Raw genomic sequence first — 17,342 nt, forward strand, 5'->3', positions numbered from 1 at the left:
GAAACAATCCGCTATTTTACCCTGATTGCGCCATTCCGTCACGGTTTGGCTGGAGAGGGGAACGAGGGCGTTTCAGGTTTCGATCAAAAGCGCGGCCACGACGCGGCGGCCTTCGCCAGCCAGGATGTTGTAGGTGCGGCAGGCCGCGGCGGTGTCCATGGTTTCCACGCCGATGCGGCGCTCCATCAAACCCTGCAGCAGCGCGGGCCGCACGAAGCGCAACCGGGAGCCGCTGCCGAACACCACCAGTTCAGGTGCTTCGGGCATGACGTTGGCCAACTGCTCGAAGTGCGTGGCGGTGAGGTCTTCGAAGCGCTGGCATTCCCAGGGAATCAGCTGGCCTCCCGAGGCGAGCACAAGGCTGCCGGCATGGCGCTGGCCGTTCACGGCGATCCACCCCTCGCCGTAGGAGGTGATGGACTGCGTGTCCAGCTTGTCGGCGTGAAGTTTCATGGGAAGGCAGTGGATCAGAAGGGCTGGGGATCTGTGGTCAAATTGCAGGTTTTCCCTGCTGAAGAGACCGAATATAACGCCCGGTGCACCTCGGCGGGGCATGTTGGTCATGACCCCACAACCCCCTCCGGAGGGCCTTTGAAAAGCATCCAGAAATCCGCCAAGCTTGCCAACGTCTGCTACGACATCCGCGGGCCCATCATGGACGCGGCGCGTCAGATGGAAGAGGAAGGCCACAAGATCATCAAGCTCAACATCGGCAACCTGGCGGTGTTCGGCTTCGATGCGCCGGAGGAGATTCAGCAGGACATGATCCGCAACCTGCCGAACTCGGCGGGTTACTCCGACAGCAAGGGCATTTTCGCTGCGCGCAAGGCGGTGATGCACGAAACGCAGAAGCAGGGCATCAAAGGCGTGGCCCTGGAAGACATCTACCTCGGCAACGGCGCGAGCGAGCTCATCGTGATGGCGACCAATGCGCTGCTGGACAACGGCGACGAGCTGCTGCTGCCGGCACCGGACTACCCGCTGTGGACGGCCGCGGCCAGCCTGTCGGGCGGCACGCCGGTGCACTACATGTGCGAAGAGTCCAACGGCTGGATGCCGGACATCGACGACATCCGCCGCAAGATCACGCCGGCGACCAAGGGCATCGTGGTGATCAACCCGAACAACCCCACGGGTGCGCTGTACTCCGACGATCTGCTCAAGGCCATCGTGGAACTCGCGCGCGAGCACGGGCTGGTGATCTTCGCCGACGAGGTGTACGACAAGGTGCTGTACGACGGTGCCAAACACACGGCCATCGCCAGCCTGTCGGACGACGTGCTCACGCTGACCTTCAATTCGCTGTCCAAGAGCTACCGGTCGTGCGGCTACCGCGCGGGCTGGCTCGTGGTCTCGGGCAACAAGAAACCCGCCAAGGACTACATCGAGGGCCTGAACATGCTCTCGAACATGCGCCTGTGCGCCAACGTGCCGGGCCAGTGGGCGATCCAGACCGCGCTGGGCGGGTACCAGAGCATCAACGACCTCGTGTGCGAAGGCGGTCGCCTGCGCCGCCAGCGCGACCTCGCCTACGAACTCATCACCGCCATTCCGGGCGTGAGCTGCGTCAAGCCCTCGGCCGCGCTCTACATGTTCCCCAAGCTCGACCCGAAGATGTACCCGGTCGAGGACGATCAGCAGATGTTCCTGGAACTGCTGCAGGAAACGCGCGTGATGCTGGTGCAGGGCACCGGGTTCAACTACCCGGACAACCAGCATTTCCGCATCGTGTTCCTGCCGCACGAGGACGACCTGCGCGAGGCCATCCACCGTGTGGCCAAGTTTTTCGAGGGCTGGCGAAAACGCCACGGCACCTGATTTTTCCGCTTCCCAACCATGACCGACATGAAACCGATCCAAGTAGGCCTCCTGGGCATAGGCACCGTAGGCAGTGGCACGTTCAACGTGCTTCAGCGCAACAAGGAGGAGATTCGCCGGCGCGCCGGTCGTGGCATTGAAATCACCATGGTGGCCGACCTGGACGTGGCCCGCGCGCAGTCCATCGTGGGCCCGGACGTGAAGGTCGTGAACGACGCACGCGCCGTGATCGCCAACCCCGAGATCGACATCGTGATCGAGCTCATCGGCGGCTACGGCATCGCCAAGGCCCTGGTGATGGAAGCCATTGCCGCTGGCAAGCACGTGGTCACCGCGAACAAGGCCCTGCTGGCCGTGCATGGCACCGAGATCTTCGCGGCCGCCTCGGCCAAGGGCGTGATGGTGGCCTTCGAGGCCGCCGTGGCCGGTGGCATTCCCATCATCAAGGCGCTGCGCGAAGGCCTCACCGCCAACAGCATCCAGTGGATCGCCGGCATCATCAACGGCACGACCAACTTCATCCTCTCCGAGATGCGCGACAAGGGCCTGGACTTCGCCGTCGTGCTCCAGGAAGCGCAGCGCCTGGGTTACGCCGAGGCCGACCCGACCTTCGACATCGAAGGCGTGGACGCGGCGCACAAGGTCACGCTCATGAGCGCGATCGCCTTCGGCATTCCCGTGCAGTTCGACAAGGCCTATGTGGAAGGCATCACCCAGCTGGGCGCCACCGACATCAAGTACGCCGAACAGCTCGGCTACCGCATCAAGCTGCTGGGCATCACCAAGCGCACGGCAAAAGGCATCGAGCTGCGTGTGCACCCGAGCCTGGTGCCGAGCAAACGCCTGATCGCCAACGTGGAAGGCGCGATGAATGCCGTGGTGGTCAACGGCGACGCCGTGGGCACCACGCTGTACTACGGCAAGGGTGCGGGCAGCGAGCCCACCGCCAGCGCCGTCATCGCCGACCTGGTGGACATCACCCGCCTGCACACGGCCGACCCGCACCACCGCGTGCCGCACCTGGCCTTCCAGCCCGACGCCTTGAGCGATCTCACCGTGCTGCCCATGAGCGAGGTGGTGACGAGCTACTACCTGCGCCTGCGCGTGGCCGACCAGGCCGGCGTGCTGGCCAAGGTCACCGGTTTGCTGGCCGGCGCCGGCATCAGCATCGACGCGGTGCTGCAGCGCGAGGCCGACGAGGTGAGCGGCGAAGGTGGCACCTCCACCGACCTCATCATCCTCACGCACGACACGCGCGAGGGCACCATGAACGACGCCCTGGCGCAACTGCAGACGCTGCCCACCGTGCTGGCGCCCATCGTGCGCATCCGCAAGGAAGAGCTCAACTGATGCATTACCTCTCGACCCGCGGCCACGCCGACCGCAAGCGCTTCTGTGAAATCCTGCTGGAAGGCCTGGCGCCCGACGGCGGCCTCTACCTGCCCGAGCGTTACCCGCAGGTCGATGCCATCGCGCTGCAGCGCCTGCGCGAGTCGTTCAACGGCGGCCGGCCCGGGGGCTACGCCGCGCTGGCGTTCGAGATCCTGTCGCTCTACATCGACGACATTCCCGCCGCCGACCTGCGCGCGCTGTGCGAGAAGACCTACACCGAAGCGGTCTTCGGCACGCCGCAGATCGTGCCGCTGAAGAAGCTCGAAGACGGCTTCTACCTCGAAGCCTTGTCCAACGGCCCCACGCTGGCCTTCAAGGACATGGCGATGCAGTTGCTCGGCAACCTGTTCGAGTACGAGCTGGCGCGCCGCGGTGAAGAACTCAACATCCTGGGCGCGACCTCCGGCGACACCGGCAGCGCGGCCGAGTACGCCATGCGCGGCAAGCACGGCGTGCGCGTGTTCATGCTCAGCCCGCACGGGCGCATGAGCCCGTTCCAGCAGGCGCAGATGTTCAGCCTGATGGACGAGAACATTCACAACATCGCGATCGAAGGCGTGTTTGACGATTGCCAGGACATCGTCAAGGACGTCAGCAACGACCTCGCGTTCAAGCGCGCCCACAAGATCGGCACCGTCAACTCGATCAACTGGGCCCGCCTGCTGGCCCAGGTGGTCTACTACTTCGCTGGCTATTTCCAGGCCACCACGAAGGACACCGAGCAGGTCTCGTTCACCGTGCCCAGCGGCAACTTCGGCAACGTGTGCGCGGGCCATGTGGCGCGTCAGATGGGCTTGCCGATCCGCACGCTGGTGGTCGCCACCAACGAGAACGACGTGCTCGACGAGTTCTTCCGCACCGGTGTGTACCGCGTGCGCGGCAGCGCCGACACGCACGAGACCTCCAGCCCGTCGATGGACATTTCCAAGGCCAGCAACTTCGAGCGCTTCGTGTTCGACCTGCTCGGGCGCGACGGCGATCGCGTCAAGGCCTTCTTCGGTGAAGGCCTGTCGCGCGAGGGCCGTTTCGACCTGAGCACCGACCCGGTGTTCGCCGAGGCCGCGAGCCACTATGGTTTTCGCAGCGGCAAGAGCACGCATGCCAACCGGCTCGACACCATCCGCGACGTGTACCAGCGCCACCGCCTGATGATCGACACCCACACCGCCGACGGTGTGAAGGTGGCGCGCGAACACCGTGAAGCCGGCACCCCCATGGTGGTGCTGGAGACCGCGCTGCCCATCAAGTTCGCCGAAACCATTGTCGAAGCCCTGGGCCGCCAGCCCGATCGCCCGGCGCAGTTCCAGGGCATCGAAGACCTGCCCAAGCGGGTAAAGGTCATGCCGGCCCGCACCGCCGACGTGCAGGCCTTCATCGCCGAGCACTGCGCCCGCGCATGAAGGTGGTCGGATTCGCGGGCTACTCCGGATCCGGCAAGACCACGCTGGTCGAACAACTGATTCCCGCGCTGCAGTTGCGCGGGCAACGCGTCTCGGTGGTCAAGCACGCCCACCACGATTTCGACATTGACCACCCGGGCAAGGACACCTGGCGCCACCGCGAGGCCGGCGCCTTCGAGGTGCTGGCCGCCTCGCCCCGGCGGCTGGTGATCATGCGCGAGCTGCAGGACCGCGTGGAGCACTCGGTGCACAGCCTCATCGCCGAGCTGCACCCCGCAGTGGACTGGGTGCTGGTCGAGGGTTTCAAGGACAGCGACCTCGCCAAGGTCGAGGTCTGGCGCGAGGCCCATGGCAAGCCGGTGCGTTACCCCGCCGACGATCGCATCGTCGCCGTCGTGACCGACAGCCCGCAGGCCTTGCCCGCACCCACCCCACGCACGGTGCTGGATTTGAACCACCCCGATGACGTGGCGCTCTGGTTGCTCGACAATGCAGACCGCTTCGCCTACCAGGCCCATCCGCCTTCCACGACGCCATGAACGCCTCCCAACCTCCCGCACGCGCACCGCTGATGTCGCTGGCCGACGCCATGACCGACCTGCTGGGCCGTGTCGAGGCGCTGAGCGCGACCGAGACCGTCGCCACGTTCGACGCCGACCGCCGCGTGCTCGCGCAAGACCTGGTCTCGGCCCTGCAGGTGCCGCCGAACGACAACTCGTCCATGGACGGCTACGCGGTGCGCGTGGCCGATGTGACCGAGCCGGGCGAGGTGCTGCGCGTGAGCCAGCGCATCGCCGCCGGCCACGCGGGCCAGCCCCTGGAGCCGGGCACCTGCGCGCGCATCTTCACCGGCGCACCCATGCCCGCCGGGGCCGATGCCGTGGTGATGCAGGAAGACACCATCGAGGTGGGGGGCGACATCCACGCCGTGCACATCCAGGCGGTGCCCGAGGCGGGCCAATGGGTGCGCCGCGCGGGCGAAGACGTGACGCGCGGCGCCGTGGTGCTCGCCCGGGGCGAGCGTTTGTCGCCCTCGAGCCTGGGCCTGGCCGCGAGCCTCGGCCTGGCGCACCTGCTGGTGAACGCGCGGCCGCGCGTGGCGCTGTTCTCCACCGGCGACGAACTCGTGATGCCCGGCGAGGTGCCGCCCGAAGCCATGAAACCTGGCGCGATCTACAACTCCAACCGGTTCTTCCTGCGCACGCTGCTCCAGCGCATGGGCTGCGAGGTGAGCGACCTCGGCATCGTGCCTGACCGGCGCGAGGCCACGCTGGCCGCGCTCAAGACCGCGGCCGACCACCACGACCTGATCCTCACCAGCGGCGGTGTGTCGGTGGGCGAGGAAGACCACATCAAACCCTCGGTGCAACAGCTCGGCAGCCTGGACCTGTGGCAGATCGGCATGAAACCGGGCAAGCCCTTCGCGTACGGCACGGTGCGGCGCGATGGTGGCGCGGGTGCGGCGGCGGGCGTTGCCTGCCATTTCATCGGCCTGCCGGGCAACCCGGTGTCCAGCTTCGTCACCTTCCTGCTGCTGGTGCGGCCCTTCCTGCTCAAGCTGCAAGGCGTGCCGGCGAACCGCTTCCAGGCGCTGCCGCCGGCCACCACGCTGCCCGCTCATTTCACCGTGGCGCGGGCCGACAAGCGCCGCGAATTCCTGCGCGTTCGCCGCAACGCCGCGGGCGGGCTGGACCTGTTCCCCAACCAGAGTTCGGGTGTGCTCACCTCCGCCGTCTGGGGCGATGGCCTGGTCGACAACCCGGCCGGTACCACCATCGCCCACGGCGACCCCGTGTCCTACATCTCCTTTGCGGACCTGCTCGCATGAAAGTTCAGTTGCGCTACTTCGCCGCCATCCGCGAGGCCCTGGGCATGGGCAGCGAAGCGGTGGACACCCAGGCCACCACGCTCTCGGCCTTGCGCGCCGAGCTCGTGGCGCGCGGGGGCGCGTACGCGGACGTGCTGGCGCCGGGCCGGGCGGTGCGCGTGGCCCTGAACCAGGCCATGAGCGAAGAGTCCGCCCCACTCACCGAGGGCGCCGAGGTCGGGTTCTTTCCTCCCGTCACGGGTGGTTGAAATGGCGCCCCGCGTCCGCATCCAGACCGAAGACTTCGACCTCGGCACCGAGGTCGCTCAACTGCGCCTGCAGGACGCGCGCGTGGGCGCCGTCTGCAGCTTCATCGGCACCGTGCGGGACCGCAACGACGGCCAGAGCGTGAGCACGATGGAGCTGGAGCACTACCCGGGCATGACCGAAAAATCGATCGAGGCCATGATCGATGAGGCCTTCCAGCGTTTCGATCTGTACGGCGCGCGCGTGATCCACCGCGTGGGCCTGCTGCAGCCGCTGGACCAGATCGTGATGGTGGCCGTGACCTCCGCGCACCGGGGCGAAAGCTTCCAGGCCTGCGAGTTCCTCATGGACTACCTCAAGACCCAGGCGCCGTTCTGGAAGAAGGAACAGACGCCCGAGGGCGCGCGCTGGGTCGACGCCCGCGTGAGCGACGACGCGGCGCTCGCGCGCTGGGGCATCGAGGCGCGCAACGGTTGACATGGCCCGCGCCGCCGACGTCGAAGCCATCGAACGCGCCACGCTGCAGGCGGTGGCGCCGGCGGTGGTGGAAGCGCTGCCCGGCTGGTTGTTGCCCATGGACAGCGGCACCGTGGGCCGCGCGCGCAGCGCCGTGCCCCTGCACCATGCAGCGCCCGACCTCGGCTTGCTGGCCTCGATCCTGGCGCGGTACGAGGCCCGTGGCTTCACCCCCGCGCTCCGCCTGCCGGACCTGCCCGCGTTCGTGCCCTTCCAGCAGGCCTTGCGGCAGCAGGGTTTCGTGCGCCAGCAACCCACGCTGACGCAGACCGCCCCGATCGAGGCGCTGCTGAACGTCGAGTCCGATCCGGCCGCTGTCCTGGCCGATGCGCCCGACGCGGCCTGGATGGCCATGTTCCTGGGCGAGGGCCTGGACCCGGTGGATGGGGCCAGCCGTGCCCGCTCGCTGAGCCGCGCCACGGGCACGCGGTATGCCAGCCTGCGCGAGAACGGTCAGACGCTCGCCTGTGGCGCGGCCTCGTTCGGCCACGGCTGGCTGGGGGTGCACGGCATGCGCACCGCGGCCGCGCAGCGCGGCCGCGGCCTGGCTGGGCGCTTGCTGCGCGCGATGGCCCGGGAGGCGGCGCAACACGGCATTCCGCAAGCCTTCCTGCAGGTCGACGCCAGCAACGCACCGGCGCTCGCGCTCTACCAGAGGCTGGGCTTTTCCACGGCCTGGGCTTACGCTTACTGGCGACGGCCCGACCCTGCGTCGGTTTGATCGGCGTCAACCCGGGGGGCGGCAGCGGGTGCCGCGCCTTGAAAACCCGGGGATCAGCGCCATGTGTGATGCAGTTCTGAATTCACGGAGAGCCTTTTCATGCGTCTCGACAAACTCACCACCAAGTTCCAGGAAGCCCTCGGCGAAGCGCAAACCCTGGCCCTGGGCGCCGACAACGCCTACATCGAGCCCGCCCACCTGTTGCTGGCCTTGCTGCGCCAGGCCGACGGCCCGCAGTCGCTGTTGCAGCGCGCGGGCGTGAACGTGCCGGGCCTGGCCAAGGCCGCGGAAGCCGCGGTCAAGCGCCTGCCCGAAGTGCAGGGGCAGGACCAGGTGCAGGTCGGCCCCGAGCTGGCCAAGCTGCTGCAGGCCACCGAAAAAGAGGCGATCAAGCGCGGCGACCAGTTCATCGCCAGCGAGCTCTTCCTGCTCGCCGTGGCCGACAGCAAGGGCGAACTCGCCCGCATCGCCAATGAAAACGGCCTGAACCGCAAGAGTCTGGAAGCGGCCATCACCGCCGTGCGCGGCGGGCAGAAGATGGACAGCCCCGAGGCCGAAGGCCAGCGCGAGGCGCTCAAGAAATACACGCTGGACCTCACCGAGCGCGCCCGCCTGGGCAAGCTCGACCCGGTGATCGGCCGCGACGACGAGATCCGCCGCGCCATCCAGGTGCTGCAGCGCCGCACCAAGAACAACCCCGTGCTCATCGGCGAACCCGGCGTGGGCAAGACCGCCATCGTCGAAGGCCTGGCGCAGCGCATCGTGGCCGGTGAAGTGCCCGACTCGCTCAAGGGCAAGCGCGTGCTGAGCCTGGACATGGCCGCATTGCTGGCCGGCGCTAAGTTCCGTGGCGAGTTCGAGGAACGCCTCAAGACCGTGCTCAACGAACTGGCCAAGGACGAGGGCCAGACCATCGTCTTCATCGACGAGCTGCACACCATGGTGGGCGCGGGTAAGGCCGAAGGCGCGATGGACGCGGGCAACATGCTCAAGCCGGCCCTGGCGCGCGGCGAACTGCATTGCGTGGGCGCCACCACGCTTGATGAATACCGCAAGTACATCGAGAAGGACGCCGCGCTGGAGCGCCGCTTCCAGAAGATCCTCGTGGGCGAGCCCAGCGTGGAGGCGACCATCGCCATCCTGCGCGGCCTGCAGGAGAAGTACGAGGTGCACCACGGCGTGCAGATCACCGACCCGGCCATCGTGGCCGCGGCCGAACTCAGCCACCGCTACATCACCGACCGTTTCCTGCCCGACAAGGCGATCGACCTGATCGATGAGGCCGCGTCCAAGATCAAGATCGAACTCGATTCCAAGCCCGAGGTGATGGACCGGCTCGACCGCCGCCTGATCCAGCTGCAGATCGAGCGCGAAGCCGTGCGCCGCGAGAAGGACGAGGCCTCGCAGAAGCGCTTTGGCCTGATCGAGGAAGAGATCGCGCGGCTGGAAAAAGAGATCTCCGATTACGACGAGATCTGGAAGGCCGAGAAGGCCGCCGCGCTCGGCTCCAAGGACGTGATGGAAGAGATGGACCGCATCCGCTCGCAGATCAAGACCTTCACCGACAAGGGCGATTTCAACAAGGTCGCCGAGCTGCAGTACGGCAAGCTGCCCGAGCTGGAAAAGCGCCTGAAGGACGCGCAGGCCGTCGAGTCGGGCAAGGCGCTGAACAAGGACGGCAAGGGCCGCCCGCAGCTGCTGCGCACCCAGGTCGGCGCGGAAGAGATCGCCGAGGTCGTGGCGCGCGCCACCGGCATCCCGGTGTCCAAGCTCATGCAGGGCGAGCGCGACAAGCTGTTGCTGATGGAAGGCAAGCTGCACGAGCGCGTGGTCGGCCAGGACGAGGCCATCGGTGCCGTCGCCAACGCCATCCGCCGTTCGCGCTCGGGCCTGTCCGACCCGAACCGCCCGACCGGCTCCTTCCTGTTCCTCGGCCCCACGGGCGTGGGCAAGACCGAGTTGTGCAAGGCGCTGGCCGGTTTCCTGTTCGACAGCGAAGACCACCTCATCCGCATCGACATGAGCGAGTTCATGGAGAAGCACTCGGTCGCGCGCCTGATCGGCGCGCCACCCGGCTATGTGGGCTACGAGGAGGGCGGTTACCTCACCGAAGCCGTGCGCCGCAAGCCCTACAGCGTGGTGCTGCTCGACGAGGTCGAGAAGGCCCACCCCGACGTGTTCAACGTGTTGCTGCAGGTGCTCGACGACGGCCGTCTGACCGACGGCCAGGGCCGCACCGTGGACTTCAAGAACACCGTGATCGTCATGACGAGCAACATCGGCTCGCACATGATCCAGGCCATGGTCGGTGCACCGTACGACGAGGTGAAGGAAGCGGTCTGGGACGAACTCAAGAACCACTTCCGGCCCGAGTTCCTCAACCGCATCGACGAGACGGTGGTGTTCCACGCGCTCGACGCGAAGCACATCGAATCGATCGCCGCGATCCAGCTCAAGGTGCTCGAAGCGCGTCTGGCCAGGATGGACCTGCACCTGGATGTCTCGCCGGCGGCCCTGGCCGAGCTGGCCAAGGTCGGCTTCGATCCGGTCTTCGGCGCGCGCCCGCTCAAGCGCGCGATCCAGCAGCGCATCGAGAACCCGCTCTCGAAGTTCCTGCTCGAAGGGCGCTACCCACCGAAGTCGTCCATTCCGGTGGACGTGGACCCGGTGCAGAACCCCGGCGTGTTCGAGTTCGGCGACGGCGTCGTGCAGGCCTGAGGCAGGGGGGCTCCTCCGTCCGTCGTGGATGGGGGAGGGGCTCTACCCTTGACGGGAGGGGCGGCCTATCATGAAACCCATGACCCAGATCCCTCCCTCCCTGCCTCTGCGGGCGCTGTTCGACGCGCAGTACAACGCCAGCCGCGCCCAGGTGGGCGTGCCACTGGCATTGCGGCGCGACCGGCTGGCCCGACTGCGTGCCCTGATCGACAGCCACGCGCCGGCCCTGGCCGAGGCGGTGGAGGCCGACTTCGGCGTGCGCTCGCCGCAGCTCACCGAGGCGGCGGACCTGTTCGTGCTGCGCGCGGGCATGGCCCAGCTGCACAAGCACCTGCCCGGCTGGATGAAGCCGCAGCGCGTGGCCACGCCGCTCTACCTGCAGCCCGCGCGGGCCCACATCCAGCGCCAGCCCCTGGGCGTGGTCGGCGTCATCGGTCCCTGGAACTACCCGCTGCAACTTACGTTCGGCCCGGCCGCCACGGCGCTGGCGGCCGGCAACCGCGTGATGCTCAAGCCCAGCGAACTCACGCCCCACACCTCGGCCCTCATGGCCACGCTGGTGCAGCAGGCTTTCGCGGCCGACGAGTTCAGCGTGGTGCTGGGCGGGCCGGACGTGGCGCAGGACTTCTCCCGCCTGCCGTTCGACCACCTGTTCTTCACCGGCTCCACCCAGGTCGGCCGCCAGGTGGCGGCGGCCGCGGCGGCCAACCTCACGCCCACCACGCTGGAGCTGGGCGGCAAGTCACCCTGCGTGATCGATGCCTCGTGCGACCTGAACGATGCGGCCGTCAAGATCGCGCACGGCAAGCTGCTCAACGCTGGCCAGACCTGCATCGCGCCCGACTACGTGCTCCTGCCGCGCGACCGGGAGGCCGAGTTCGAACGCGCCTACACCGCCGCCGTGGCGCGCCTGTTCCCCAGGATCGCGGGCAACCCCGACTACGCCGCCATCGTGAGCGAGCGGCATCAGGCGCGCCTGGTCGCGCTGCTGGACGAAGCCCAGGCCGGCGGCGCGCGCGTGGTGAATGTGGCGCCACCCGGTGGCACCAGCGGCGGTGCGCGCCAGATGAACCCCGTGCTGGTGTTCGATGCGGCGCCGGGCCTGCGCCTGATGGGCGAAGAAATCTTCGGCCCCATCCTGCCGGTGGTGGCCTACGACGGCATCGACGACGCCATCGCCTTCATCAACTTGCGACCCCGACCGCTGGCGCTGTACTGGTTCGGCAGCGACACCGCTGCGCGCGACCGCTTGCTGAACCGCACGGTCAGCGGTGGCGTGACGGTGAACGACACGCTGATGCACATCGCGCACGAAGGCCTGCCTTTTGGTGGCGTGGGCGAAAGCGGCTGGGGCTCGTACCACGGCGAGGCCGGCTTCCTGCGCTTCACGCAGCAGAAGCCGGTGCTGGTGCAATCGCGCTGGGCCATGGGCCAGTTGTTCTACCCGCCGTATGGGGCGCGGTTCCAGCGTGTGATGGGGCTGCTCAAGCGCTGGCTCTGAGTCAGGCACCCGCCACCGCGTCGTCGTCGGTCTCCGCCGTGGCCCCGGTCGTGGCGCACTGCAGCAAACCTTCTTGCTGCAAACGCTGCAGAAGTTCTTTCACATCGTTGCCCAGCAGGCCCACCAGTTCCTGCTCGCTGCGCCTGCCGTTGGCCAGCAACAGGACGGTGTGTGTCTGGCGGCCCAGTCGGTCGGGCCAGGTGAGGGCGTCCCAGGCGCGGGATGTCTTCACGTAGCGTTGGTTGCTGCATTCCATCTTTTTACTCCCCGAATCTCGGCACCATTCTGGCCCGAGCATGTCCCATGCTGCCTGTCAGATATGACAGCTCCTTGAAGGGCGGAAAGACGGCCGCGCCGAGTCTCCTTCAGCGCTGCTGGCCGTCGGCCCGCAAGCCCCAGCGCGTTGGCGGATGGCCCATGGCCGCCTTGAACATCGCGCTGAACGCACTGTCGCTGGCGTAACCCGTGGCCGCCGCCACCTGACCGATGGGCATGCCCCGGGCGAGCATAGGCAAGGCGTGTGCCAGCACCGCCTGCTGCCGCCACTGCTGGTAGGTGGTGCCCAGTTCTTCGCGGAACAGCCGCGCCACGGTGCGTTCGCTCGCCCCGGTGTCGGCCGCCCACTCGGCCAGCGTGGCGCGTTCGCCGGGTGCGCGCAGCACCGCCTCGCACAAGGCGCGCAGCCGCTTGTCGCGCGGCAGCGGCACGCCCAGGGTCTGGGTGTCGGCGTGCGCCAGCTCGTCGAGCACCAGATCGGTCAGCAGGCGGTCGCGCGCCGGTTCGGCCGCGCGCCGCGTGGCCGCGTCCATGGCCTGGATCAGCTCGCGCAACAGGGGGGAGACGACGATCATGCGGCAGGCCGTCCAGCCGGCGGGCGCGGCGCCCGCGTGGATGTAGAGCGTGCGCAGCTCGGCGGCCTCGCGCACCGTGACGGCGTGGCGCATGCCGGGCGGAATCCACACGGCGCGCGAGGGCGGCACGATGTAGGTCACCGCCTGCAGGCTCGGGTCGTCGGGAGAGGCCATCGCCTGCACGATGCCCGTGGCGCAGTAGGCCAACTGCCCCCAGGGGTGGCGGTGCGGTTCGAAGTGGGTGTCCGCGCTCAGGTCGCGGGCGCGCACGCGCACCGGGCGGGCCGCGTCGGGCGTGAAGGGATCGGTGTCTCCGAGGAGCGTGGGGCCGGGGCGAGGGCGCTGAGGCATCGTTTTGGTGCGTTGGCGGATTTTCAACGAATTCTGACAGATCGTCGCGATTCGGCGAAGTCGGGCCGATCTACGATCACGCCATGTCTTCCTCCAGCACCACCTCATCCCTGTCGCCGCCCGTGGCCCTGCGGCAGGACGCCAGCCTCATCGGGCTGGTAGGCCTGGCCCACATGGTCAGCCATTTCAGCCAGCTGCTGCTCGCGCCGCTGTTCCCCTGGCTCAAGGACGCGTTCAACGCCAGTTACGCGGAACTGGGTTTCCTGATGACCATCTTCTTCGTCACCTCGTGCGCGGTGCAGACCGCCTCGGGTTTCGTCGTGGACCGCCTCGGTCCCCGCCCGGTGCTGTTCGCCGGCCTGGCGCTGCTGGGCGTGGCGGCTTTCGGGTTCGCGGCCAGCACCGGCTACTGGATGATGGCCTTCTTTGCCATCGTGGCCGGCATCGGCAACGGGGTGTTCCACCCGGTGGACTACACCCTGCTTAACCGCAAGGTGAGCGCGCCCCGCCTGGGGCACGCCTACAGCGTGCACGGCATCACCGGCAGCCTGGGCTGGGCGCTGGCGCCGGCCATGATGGTGCCGATCGCGCTGGCCTTTTCCTGGCGCGCGGCGCTGGCCAGCGCGGGTGTGCTGGCCTTCGCGGTGCTGGCCGTGCTGTGGTTCAACCGCGAGCGCCTCAGCCTGCCGGCCGCGCCCAAGCCGGTTCAGGGCCCGGCCCACGCGGCCACGGAAAGCTCCACGGCCTTCCTGCGCATCCCGGCGGTGTGGATGTGTTTCGGTTTCTTCTTTTTCTATGCCATGGCGCTCAGCGTGGTGCAGGCTTTCGCGCCCGAAGCCGCGCGCCAGCTGCACGGCGTGCCGCTCGCGCTGGTGGCGGTGTGCCTGACGATCTACATGGTCTGCGCGGCCGGCGGCATGGTGCTGGGTGGCTTCCTCGCGTCCGATCCGGCGCGCTGCGAGCGCGTGGTGGGCGTGGGCTTTGGCCTGGCGGCGGTCATCGCGCTGGTGCTGGCCTTTGCCCATGTGCCGGCGGCGGTGGTGCCGGTGCTGTTCGGCGCCATGGGCTTCTCGGCCGGCATCGCGGGCCCTTCGCGCGACCTGCTGGTGAAGAAGTCCACGCCCGACAACGCCACCGGCCGTGTGTACGGCGTGGTGTATTCCGGGCTGGACATCGGCCAGGCCATCTCGCCGCTGATCTTCGGCGTGCTCATGGACCACGGCCAGTTCCAGGGCGTGCTGATCGGCCTGGCGGTGGTGCAGGCCGTGCTCATCGCGAGTGCTTTCAACGTGCGCCGGGTGCGGCGCACCGTTTTGGCGCCGGCCTGAAGCCGGCCGGCCACCCGGGCGCCGCCGATGCCGGTGTTGTGCCCGGCTGCCGAATATTTGCCGGCCTTCACGCGGTGGGCCTTGCCAGCGGGTATAAAAGCATCTTGATACATATACCCACCCGGCCGATTCCCGCACACCGCCCATGACGGCGCCCTCCCGTTTGCTGCAGCAGTGCTTTCAGGAAGCACTCTCTGGCGCGCCCGACATGCTGGCGCGCTGCGCCGACTCGGCCATCGCCAGCCTGCAGGCCGCGGAAAAAGCCTCCAAGGAAGTCGCGCAGCGCGACCGCCTCGCGCTGGCCTGGTGGGGTCTGTTGCAGAACAAGATCCAGTGGGGGCGCAGCTTCTCGCAGCACCTGCGCGATGCCCTGATGGCCTCGCCCGAGATGAACAGCTCGCGCCCGGCCCTGCTGTCCGAGTCCTCCCTGCTGTCGCTGGTGGAGGACGACGCGGTCAACGAGTCGCTCGAATCGGCCCGGCTGGTGCACAGCCTCATGCCGGTGGTGGAGCAGCAACTCGGTGTGCTCGATGCCCTGATGAGTTCGGTGATCGGCCTGCAGACGGTGCAGGCCGAGCGCAACCCCATGCGGCCCTCGGTCTTCGTGCGGGCGCTGCGCGAGCTCATGGCCTCGGCCGAATCCGAGCCCGAGGTGCGCGCCCTGTGGTTGCGGCACATGGGCGATGCGCTGGCCCGCGAGCTGCAGAAACTCTACGAGCGCGTGGCGCTGATCCTGCAGCGCGCCAACGTGCAGGAAGCCGGCTACCGCGTGCGGCTGGTGGAAGAGTCGGGCGCGTCCACCCGATCCGGCGGCCTGTCCACGCGCTCGGGCAACCTGGGCACGTCGTCCCGCGCGGCCGGGCTGGGCGTCCCGCCCAGCAGCCAGTGGCAGGACGCCGGCGACACCGGGGGCAGCGGCCACCACGCTCCGGGCTGGGCCAGTGCCGATCCGCTGCCGTCCATGCAGACGCTGGCGCGCATGCAGCCGGGCGAAGACCACCAGGTCTTCCATGACTTCCTGAAGCAGGGCGGCAAACACTTCGACCGCCACCTGACCCCGGACTACTACGAGCAGGTGAGCGAAGAGCTCGCCGCCATCGAGGCGTTTGCCGCGATCCCGGTGCTCGACGAGTCCATGATCCTGGAGCAGCAGACGCAGTACCGCGACCTGCCGGTGGTGGACCGGCCGGCGCGCGAGATCGGCATCTCCAGCCAGCTCAGCCACAAGGCCTGGGGCACCTACGCCGCCGCGCACGAGCGCTCGCGCGTGCTCATGCACCTCAAGCAGAAGGCGCAGCGCGTCAGCCAGGCCGTGGGCCTGGACCTGGTGCGCACGCTGGTCAGCCAGGTGGCGAGCGACCCGCTGCTGCTGGGGCCGGTGCGCGAATCGGTGGTGGCGCTGGAGCCGGCGCTGTTGCGCCTGGCCATGGCCAACCCGCGCTTCTTCAACGAAGACGAACACCCAGCGCGGCGCCTGATCGAGAGCGTGGCGCAGCGCAGCTTCAAGTTCAACGACGAGTTCGCGCCCGAGTTCGACAGCTTCTTCCAGCCGGTGCAGAGCGCGTTCAACGAGCTCAACGCCACCGCCACCCGCGACCCCCAGCCGTTCGCCGACGTGCTCACCGAGCTGCGGCAGGGTTGGGAAGCGCAGGACCAGAAGGAACTCGCGCTGCAGGACAACAGCCTGCAGTCCATCCGCTATGCCGAAGAGCGGCAGGCCATGGCGGACCAGATCGCCTGGGACCTGAGCCAGCGGCCCGACGTGGACAACGCGCCCGGGGTGATCCTCGATTTCCTCTACGGCCCCTGGTCGCTGGTGATCGCCTCGGCCAAGCTCAACGAGCCGGACGAGGCCGACCCCGGCGGCTACCGCAAGGTGGTGTCCAACCTGCTGTGGAGCGTGAAGAAGGAAGTCACGCTCAAGCGGCCCAAGGAGTTGTTCGCCATGGTGCCGGGCATGCTCGCCACGCTGCACGCGGGGCTGGACATGCTGGGCAAGACGCGCGAGGAAACCAAGCCCTTTTTCGATGCGCTGATGCGCCTGCACCAGCCGGTGCTGGGCCTGCGCCGCGCGCGCATCCGCGCCGACGCGAGCCACTCCGGCCTGCCGCCGATGGAGAACTCGGGCGCGATGCCCCTGGAGGAGGTGCCGTCCTCCATGTCCATGGACCTCGACGAAACCTTGCCCGCCACGCCCGAGCAGCGCAAGCCGAAGCCGCGCGCCCAGCCCTGGCTGGGCAAGCGCGAGCTGGAAGCCGCCGGCTTCGAGGACACCATGCCGACCGATTACGGCGACCTCATCGAAACCCAGGTGCAGGCCCGCGCCAGCGAGGACGATTCGCAGGCCGCGGCCCTGGCCGAAGAGGGCGAGCTGGAAGACATCAACGCCGCCGCCACCCTGGTGGGCCTGCACGAAGGCGACTGGGTGGACCTGTATTCCCACCGCGAGTGGCTGCGCGCCCAGCTCATCTGGGCCAGCAGCAAGGGCACGCTGTTCATGTTCGTGAGCCGGGGAGGCCGGCCCCATTCGATGACCAAGCGCAGCTGCGAACGCTTGATCGCCAGTCGTCTGTTGCGCCCGGTCAATGCGCAGCAGGGTGTGGTGCAGAAGGCGCTGGCTGCGATGGCGGTCGAGCCGTCCAGGCGCGTGTCGGAACCGGCCTGAGCAGGCC

General features: G+C 68.2%; 15 protein-coding genes. 12 read left to right on the forward strand and 3 right to left on the reverse strand.

Annotated elements, in window-relative coordinates:
• Positions 1-72 precede the first annotated feature (72 nt).
• On the reverse strand, positions 73-453 hold the full coding sequence (locus ABSY19_RS25285) for an Mth938-like domain-containing protein (protein WP_382156966.1): 381 nt from the start codon (positions 451-453) through the stop codon (positions 73-75).
• 138 nt (positions 454-591) lie between these two features.
• On the opposite strand from ABSY19_RS25285, the gene ABSY19_RS25290 reads away from it, so the two are divergent.
• The 10 genes from ABSY19_RS25290 (at position 592) to ABSY19_RS25335 (ending at position 12,140) form a co-directional block, all read left to right on the forward strand.
• Positions 592-1,818, forward strand: a complete 1,227-nt coding sequence (locus ABSY19_RS25290) for a pyridoxal phosphate-dependent aminotransferase (RefSeq protein WP_382156968.1) — start codon at positions 592-594, stop codon at positions 1,816-1,818.
• A gap of 27 nt (positions 1,819-1,845) precedes the next feature.
• Entirely contained in the window at positions 1,846-3,168 is a 1,323-nt protein-coding gene (locus ABSY19_RS25295; RefSeq protein ID WP_382156970.1) for a homoserine dehydrogenase, read from the forward strand.
• On the forward strand, positions 3,168-4,610 hold the full coding sequence (gene thrC / locus ABSY19_RS25300) for a threonine synthase (RefSeq protein WP_382156972.1): 1,443 nt from the start codon (positions 3,168-3,170) through the stop codon (positions 4,608-4,610). The genes ABSY19_RS25295 and thrC overlap by 1 nt, the downstream gene beginning before the upstream one ends.
• Positions 4,607-5,149, forward strand: a complete 543-nt coding sequence (mobB, locus tag ABSY19_RS25305; protein ID WP_382156974.1) for a molybdopterin-guanine dinucleotide biosynthesis protein B — start codon at positions 4,607-4,609, stop codon at positions 5,147-5,149. Before thrC ends, mobB begins: the two co-directional genes overlap by 4 nt.
• Complete coding sequence (glp, locus tag ABSY19_RS25310) at positions 5,146-6,438, forward strand: gephyrin-like molybdotransferase Glp (protein WP_382156976.1); 1,293 nt, start codon at positions 5,146-5,148, stop codon at positions 6,436-6,438. The genes mobB and glp overlap by 4 nt, the downstream gene beginning before the upstream one ends.
• Positions 6,435-6,686, forward strand: coding sequence for a MoaD/ThiS family protein (locus ABSY19_RS25315; RefSeq protein WP_382156978.1), 252 nt, complete (start codon positions 6,435-6,437; stop codon positions 6,684-6,686). Before glp ends, ABSY19_RS25315 begins: the two co-directional genes overlap by 4 nt.
• 1 nt (position 6,687) lies before the next feature.
• The gene (moaE, locus tag ABSY19_RS25320; protein WP_382156980.1) at positions 6,688-7,161 is read left to right on the forward strand and encodes a molybdopterin synthase catalytic subunit MoaE; all 474 of its coding nucleotides are present in this window, start codon (positions 6,688-6,690) and stop codon (positions 7,159-7,161) included.
• A gap of 1 nt (position 7,162) precedes the next feature.
• Entirely contained in the window at positions 7,163-7,921 is a 759-nt protein-coding gene (locus ABSY19_RS25325; RefSeq protein WP_382156982.1) for a GNAT family N-acetyltransferase, read from the forward strand.
• Positions 7,922-8,020: 99 nt separating this feature from the next.
• Positions 8,021-10,639, forward strand: coding sequence for an ATP-dependent chaperone ClpB (clpB, locus tag ABSY19_RS25330; protein WP_382156984.1), 2,619 nt, complete (start codon positions 8,021-8,023; stop codon positions 10,637-10,639).
• Between the two features lie 79 nt (positions 10,640-10,718).
• Complete coding sequence (locus ABSY19_RS25335) at positions 10,719-12,140, forward strand: coniferyl aldehyde dehydrogenase (protein WP_382156986.1); 1,422 nt, start codon at positions 10,719-10,721, stop codon at positions 12,138-12,140.
• A gap of 1 nt (position 12,141) precedes the next feature.
• Here ABSY19_RS25335 and ABSY19_RS25340 read toward each other — a convergent pair whose 3' ends face one another.
• Both ABSY19_RS25340 and ABSY19_RS25345 read right to left on the reverse strand, forming a co-directional pair.
• A complete protein-coding gene (locus ABSY19_RS25340) occupies positions 12,142-12,396 on the reverse strand; it encodes a hypothetical protein (protein WP_382156988.1) in 255 nt (84 codons plus the stop codon).
• Between the two features lie 109 nt (positions 12,397-12,505).
• Positions 12,506-13,342: an AraC family transcriptional regulator gene (locus ABSY19_RS25345; RefSeq protein WP_382156990.1), complete on the reverse strand. Its 837-nt coding sequence runs from the start codon at positions 13,340-13,342 to the stop codon at positions 12,506-12,508.
• An 83-nt stretch (positions 13,343-13,425) separates the two neighbouring features.
• On the opposite strand from ABSY19_RS25345, the gene ABSY19_RS25350 reads away from it, so the two are divergent.
• Together ABSY19_RS25350 and ABSY19_RS25355 are read left to right on the forward strand one after the other, a co-directional pair.
• Positions 13,426-14,670: an MFS transporter gene (locus ABSY19_RS25350; protein WP_382156992.1), complete on the forward strand. Its 1,245-nt coding sequence runs from the start codon at positions 13,426-13,428 to the stop codon at positions 14,668-14,670.
• 145 nt (positions 14,671-14,815) lie between these two features.
• Positions 14,816-17,335 carry a DUF1631 family protein gene (locus tag ABSY19_RS25355; protein ID WP_382156994.1) on the forward strand — a complete coding sequence of 840 codons (2,520 nt, stop codon included), beginning with the start codon at positions 14,816-14,818 and terminating at the stop codon, positions 17,333-17,335.
• Positions 17,336-17,342: the final 7 nt, after the last annotated feature.

Origin of the sequence: Hydrogenophaga sp. ANAO-22, assembly GCF_042466645.1 — a bacterium.
Taxonomy (GTDB): Bacteria; Pseudomonadota; Gammaproteobacteria; order Burkholderiales; family Burkholderiaceae_C; genus Hydrogenophaga.

Coding starts and splice junctions, on each gene's coding strand:
- ABSY19_RS25345 (WP_382156990.1), bottom strand. CDS start 13,342: ATGCCTCAGCGCCCTCGCCCCGGCCCCACGCTCCTCGGAGACACCGAT.
- ABSY19_RS25315 (WP_382156978.1), top strand. CDS start 6,435: ATGAAAGTTCAGTTGCGCTACTTCGCCGCCATCCGCGAGGCCCTGGGC.
- ABSY19_RS25340 (WP_382156988.1), bottom strand. CDS start 12,396: ATGGAATGCAGCAACCAACGCTACGTGAAGACATCCCGCGCCTGGGAC.
- ABSY19_RS25335 (WP_382156986.1), top strand. CDS start 10,719: ATGACCCAGATCCCTCCCTCCCTGCCTCTGCGGGCGCTGTTCGACGCG.
- ABSY19_RS25295 (WP_382156970.1), top strand. CDS start 1,846: ATGAAACCGATCCAAGTAGGCCTCCTGGGCATAGGCACCGTAGGCAGT.
- ABSY19_RS25285 (WP_382156966.1), bottom strand. CDS start 453: ATGAAACTTCACGCCGACAAGCTGGACACGCAGTCCATCACCTCCTAC.
- mobB (WP_382156974.1), top strand. CDS start 4,607: ATGAAGGTGGTCGGATTCGCGGGCTACTCCGGATCCGGCAAGACCACG.
- moaE (WP_382156980.1), top strand. CDS start 6,688: ATGGCGCCCCGCGTCCGCATCCAGACCGAAGACTTCGACCTCGGCACC.
- ABSY19_RS25355 (WP_382156994.1), top strand. CDS start 14,816: ATGACGGCGCCCTCCCGTTTGCTGCAGCAGTGCTTTCAGGAAGCACTC.
- ABSY19_RS25350 (WP_382156992.1), top strand. CDS start 13,426: ATGTCTTCCTCCAGCACCACCTCATCCCTGTCGCCGCCCGTGGCCCTG.
- thrC (WP_382156972.1), top strand. CDS start 3,168: ATGCATTACCTCTCGACCCGCGGCCACGCCGACCGCAAGCGCTTCTGT.
- clpB (WP_382156984.1), top strand. CDS start 8,021: ATGCGTCTCGACAAACTCACCACCAAGTTCCAGGAAGCCCTCGGCGAA.
- glp (WP_382156976.1), top strand. CDS start 5,146: ATGAACGCCTCCCAACCTCCCGCACGCGCACCGCTGATGTCGCTGGCC.
- ABSY19_RS25325 (WP_382156982.1), top strand. CDS start 7,163: ATGGCCCGCGCCGCCGACGTCGAAGCCATCGAACGCGCCACGCTGCAG.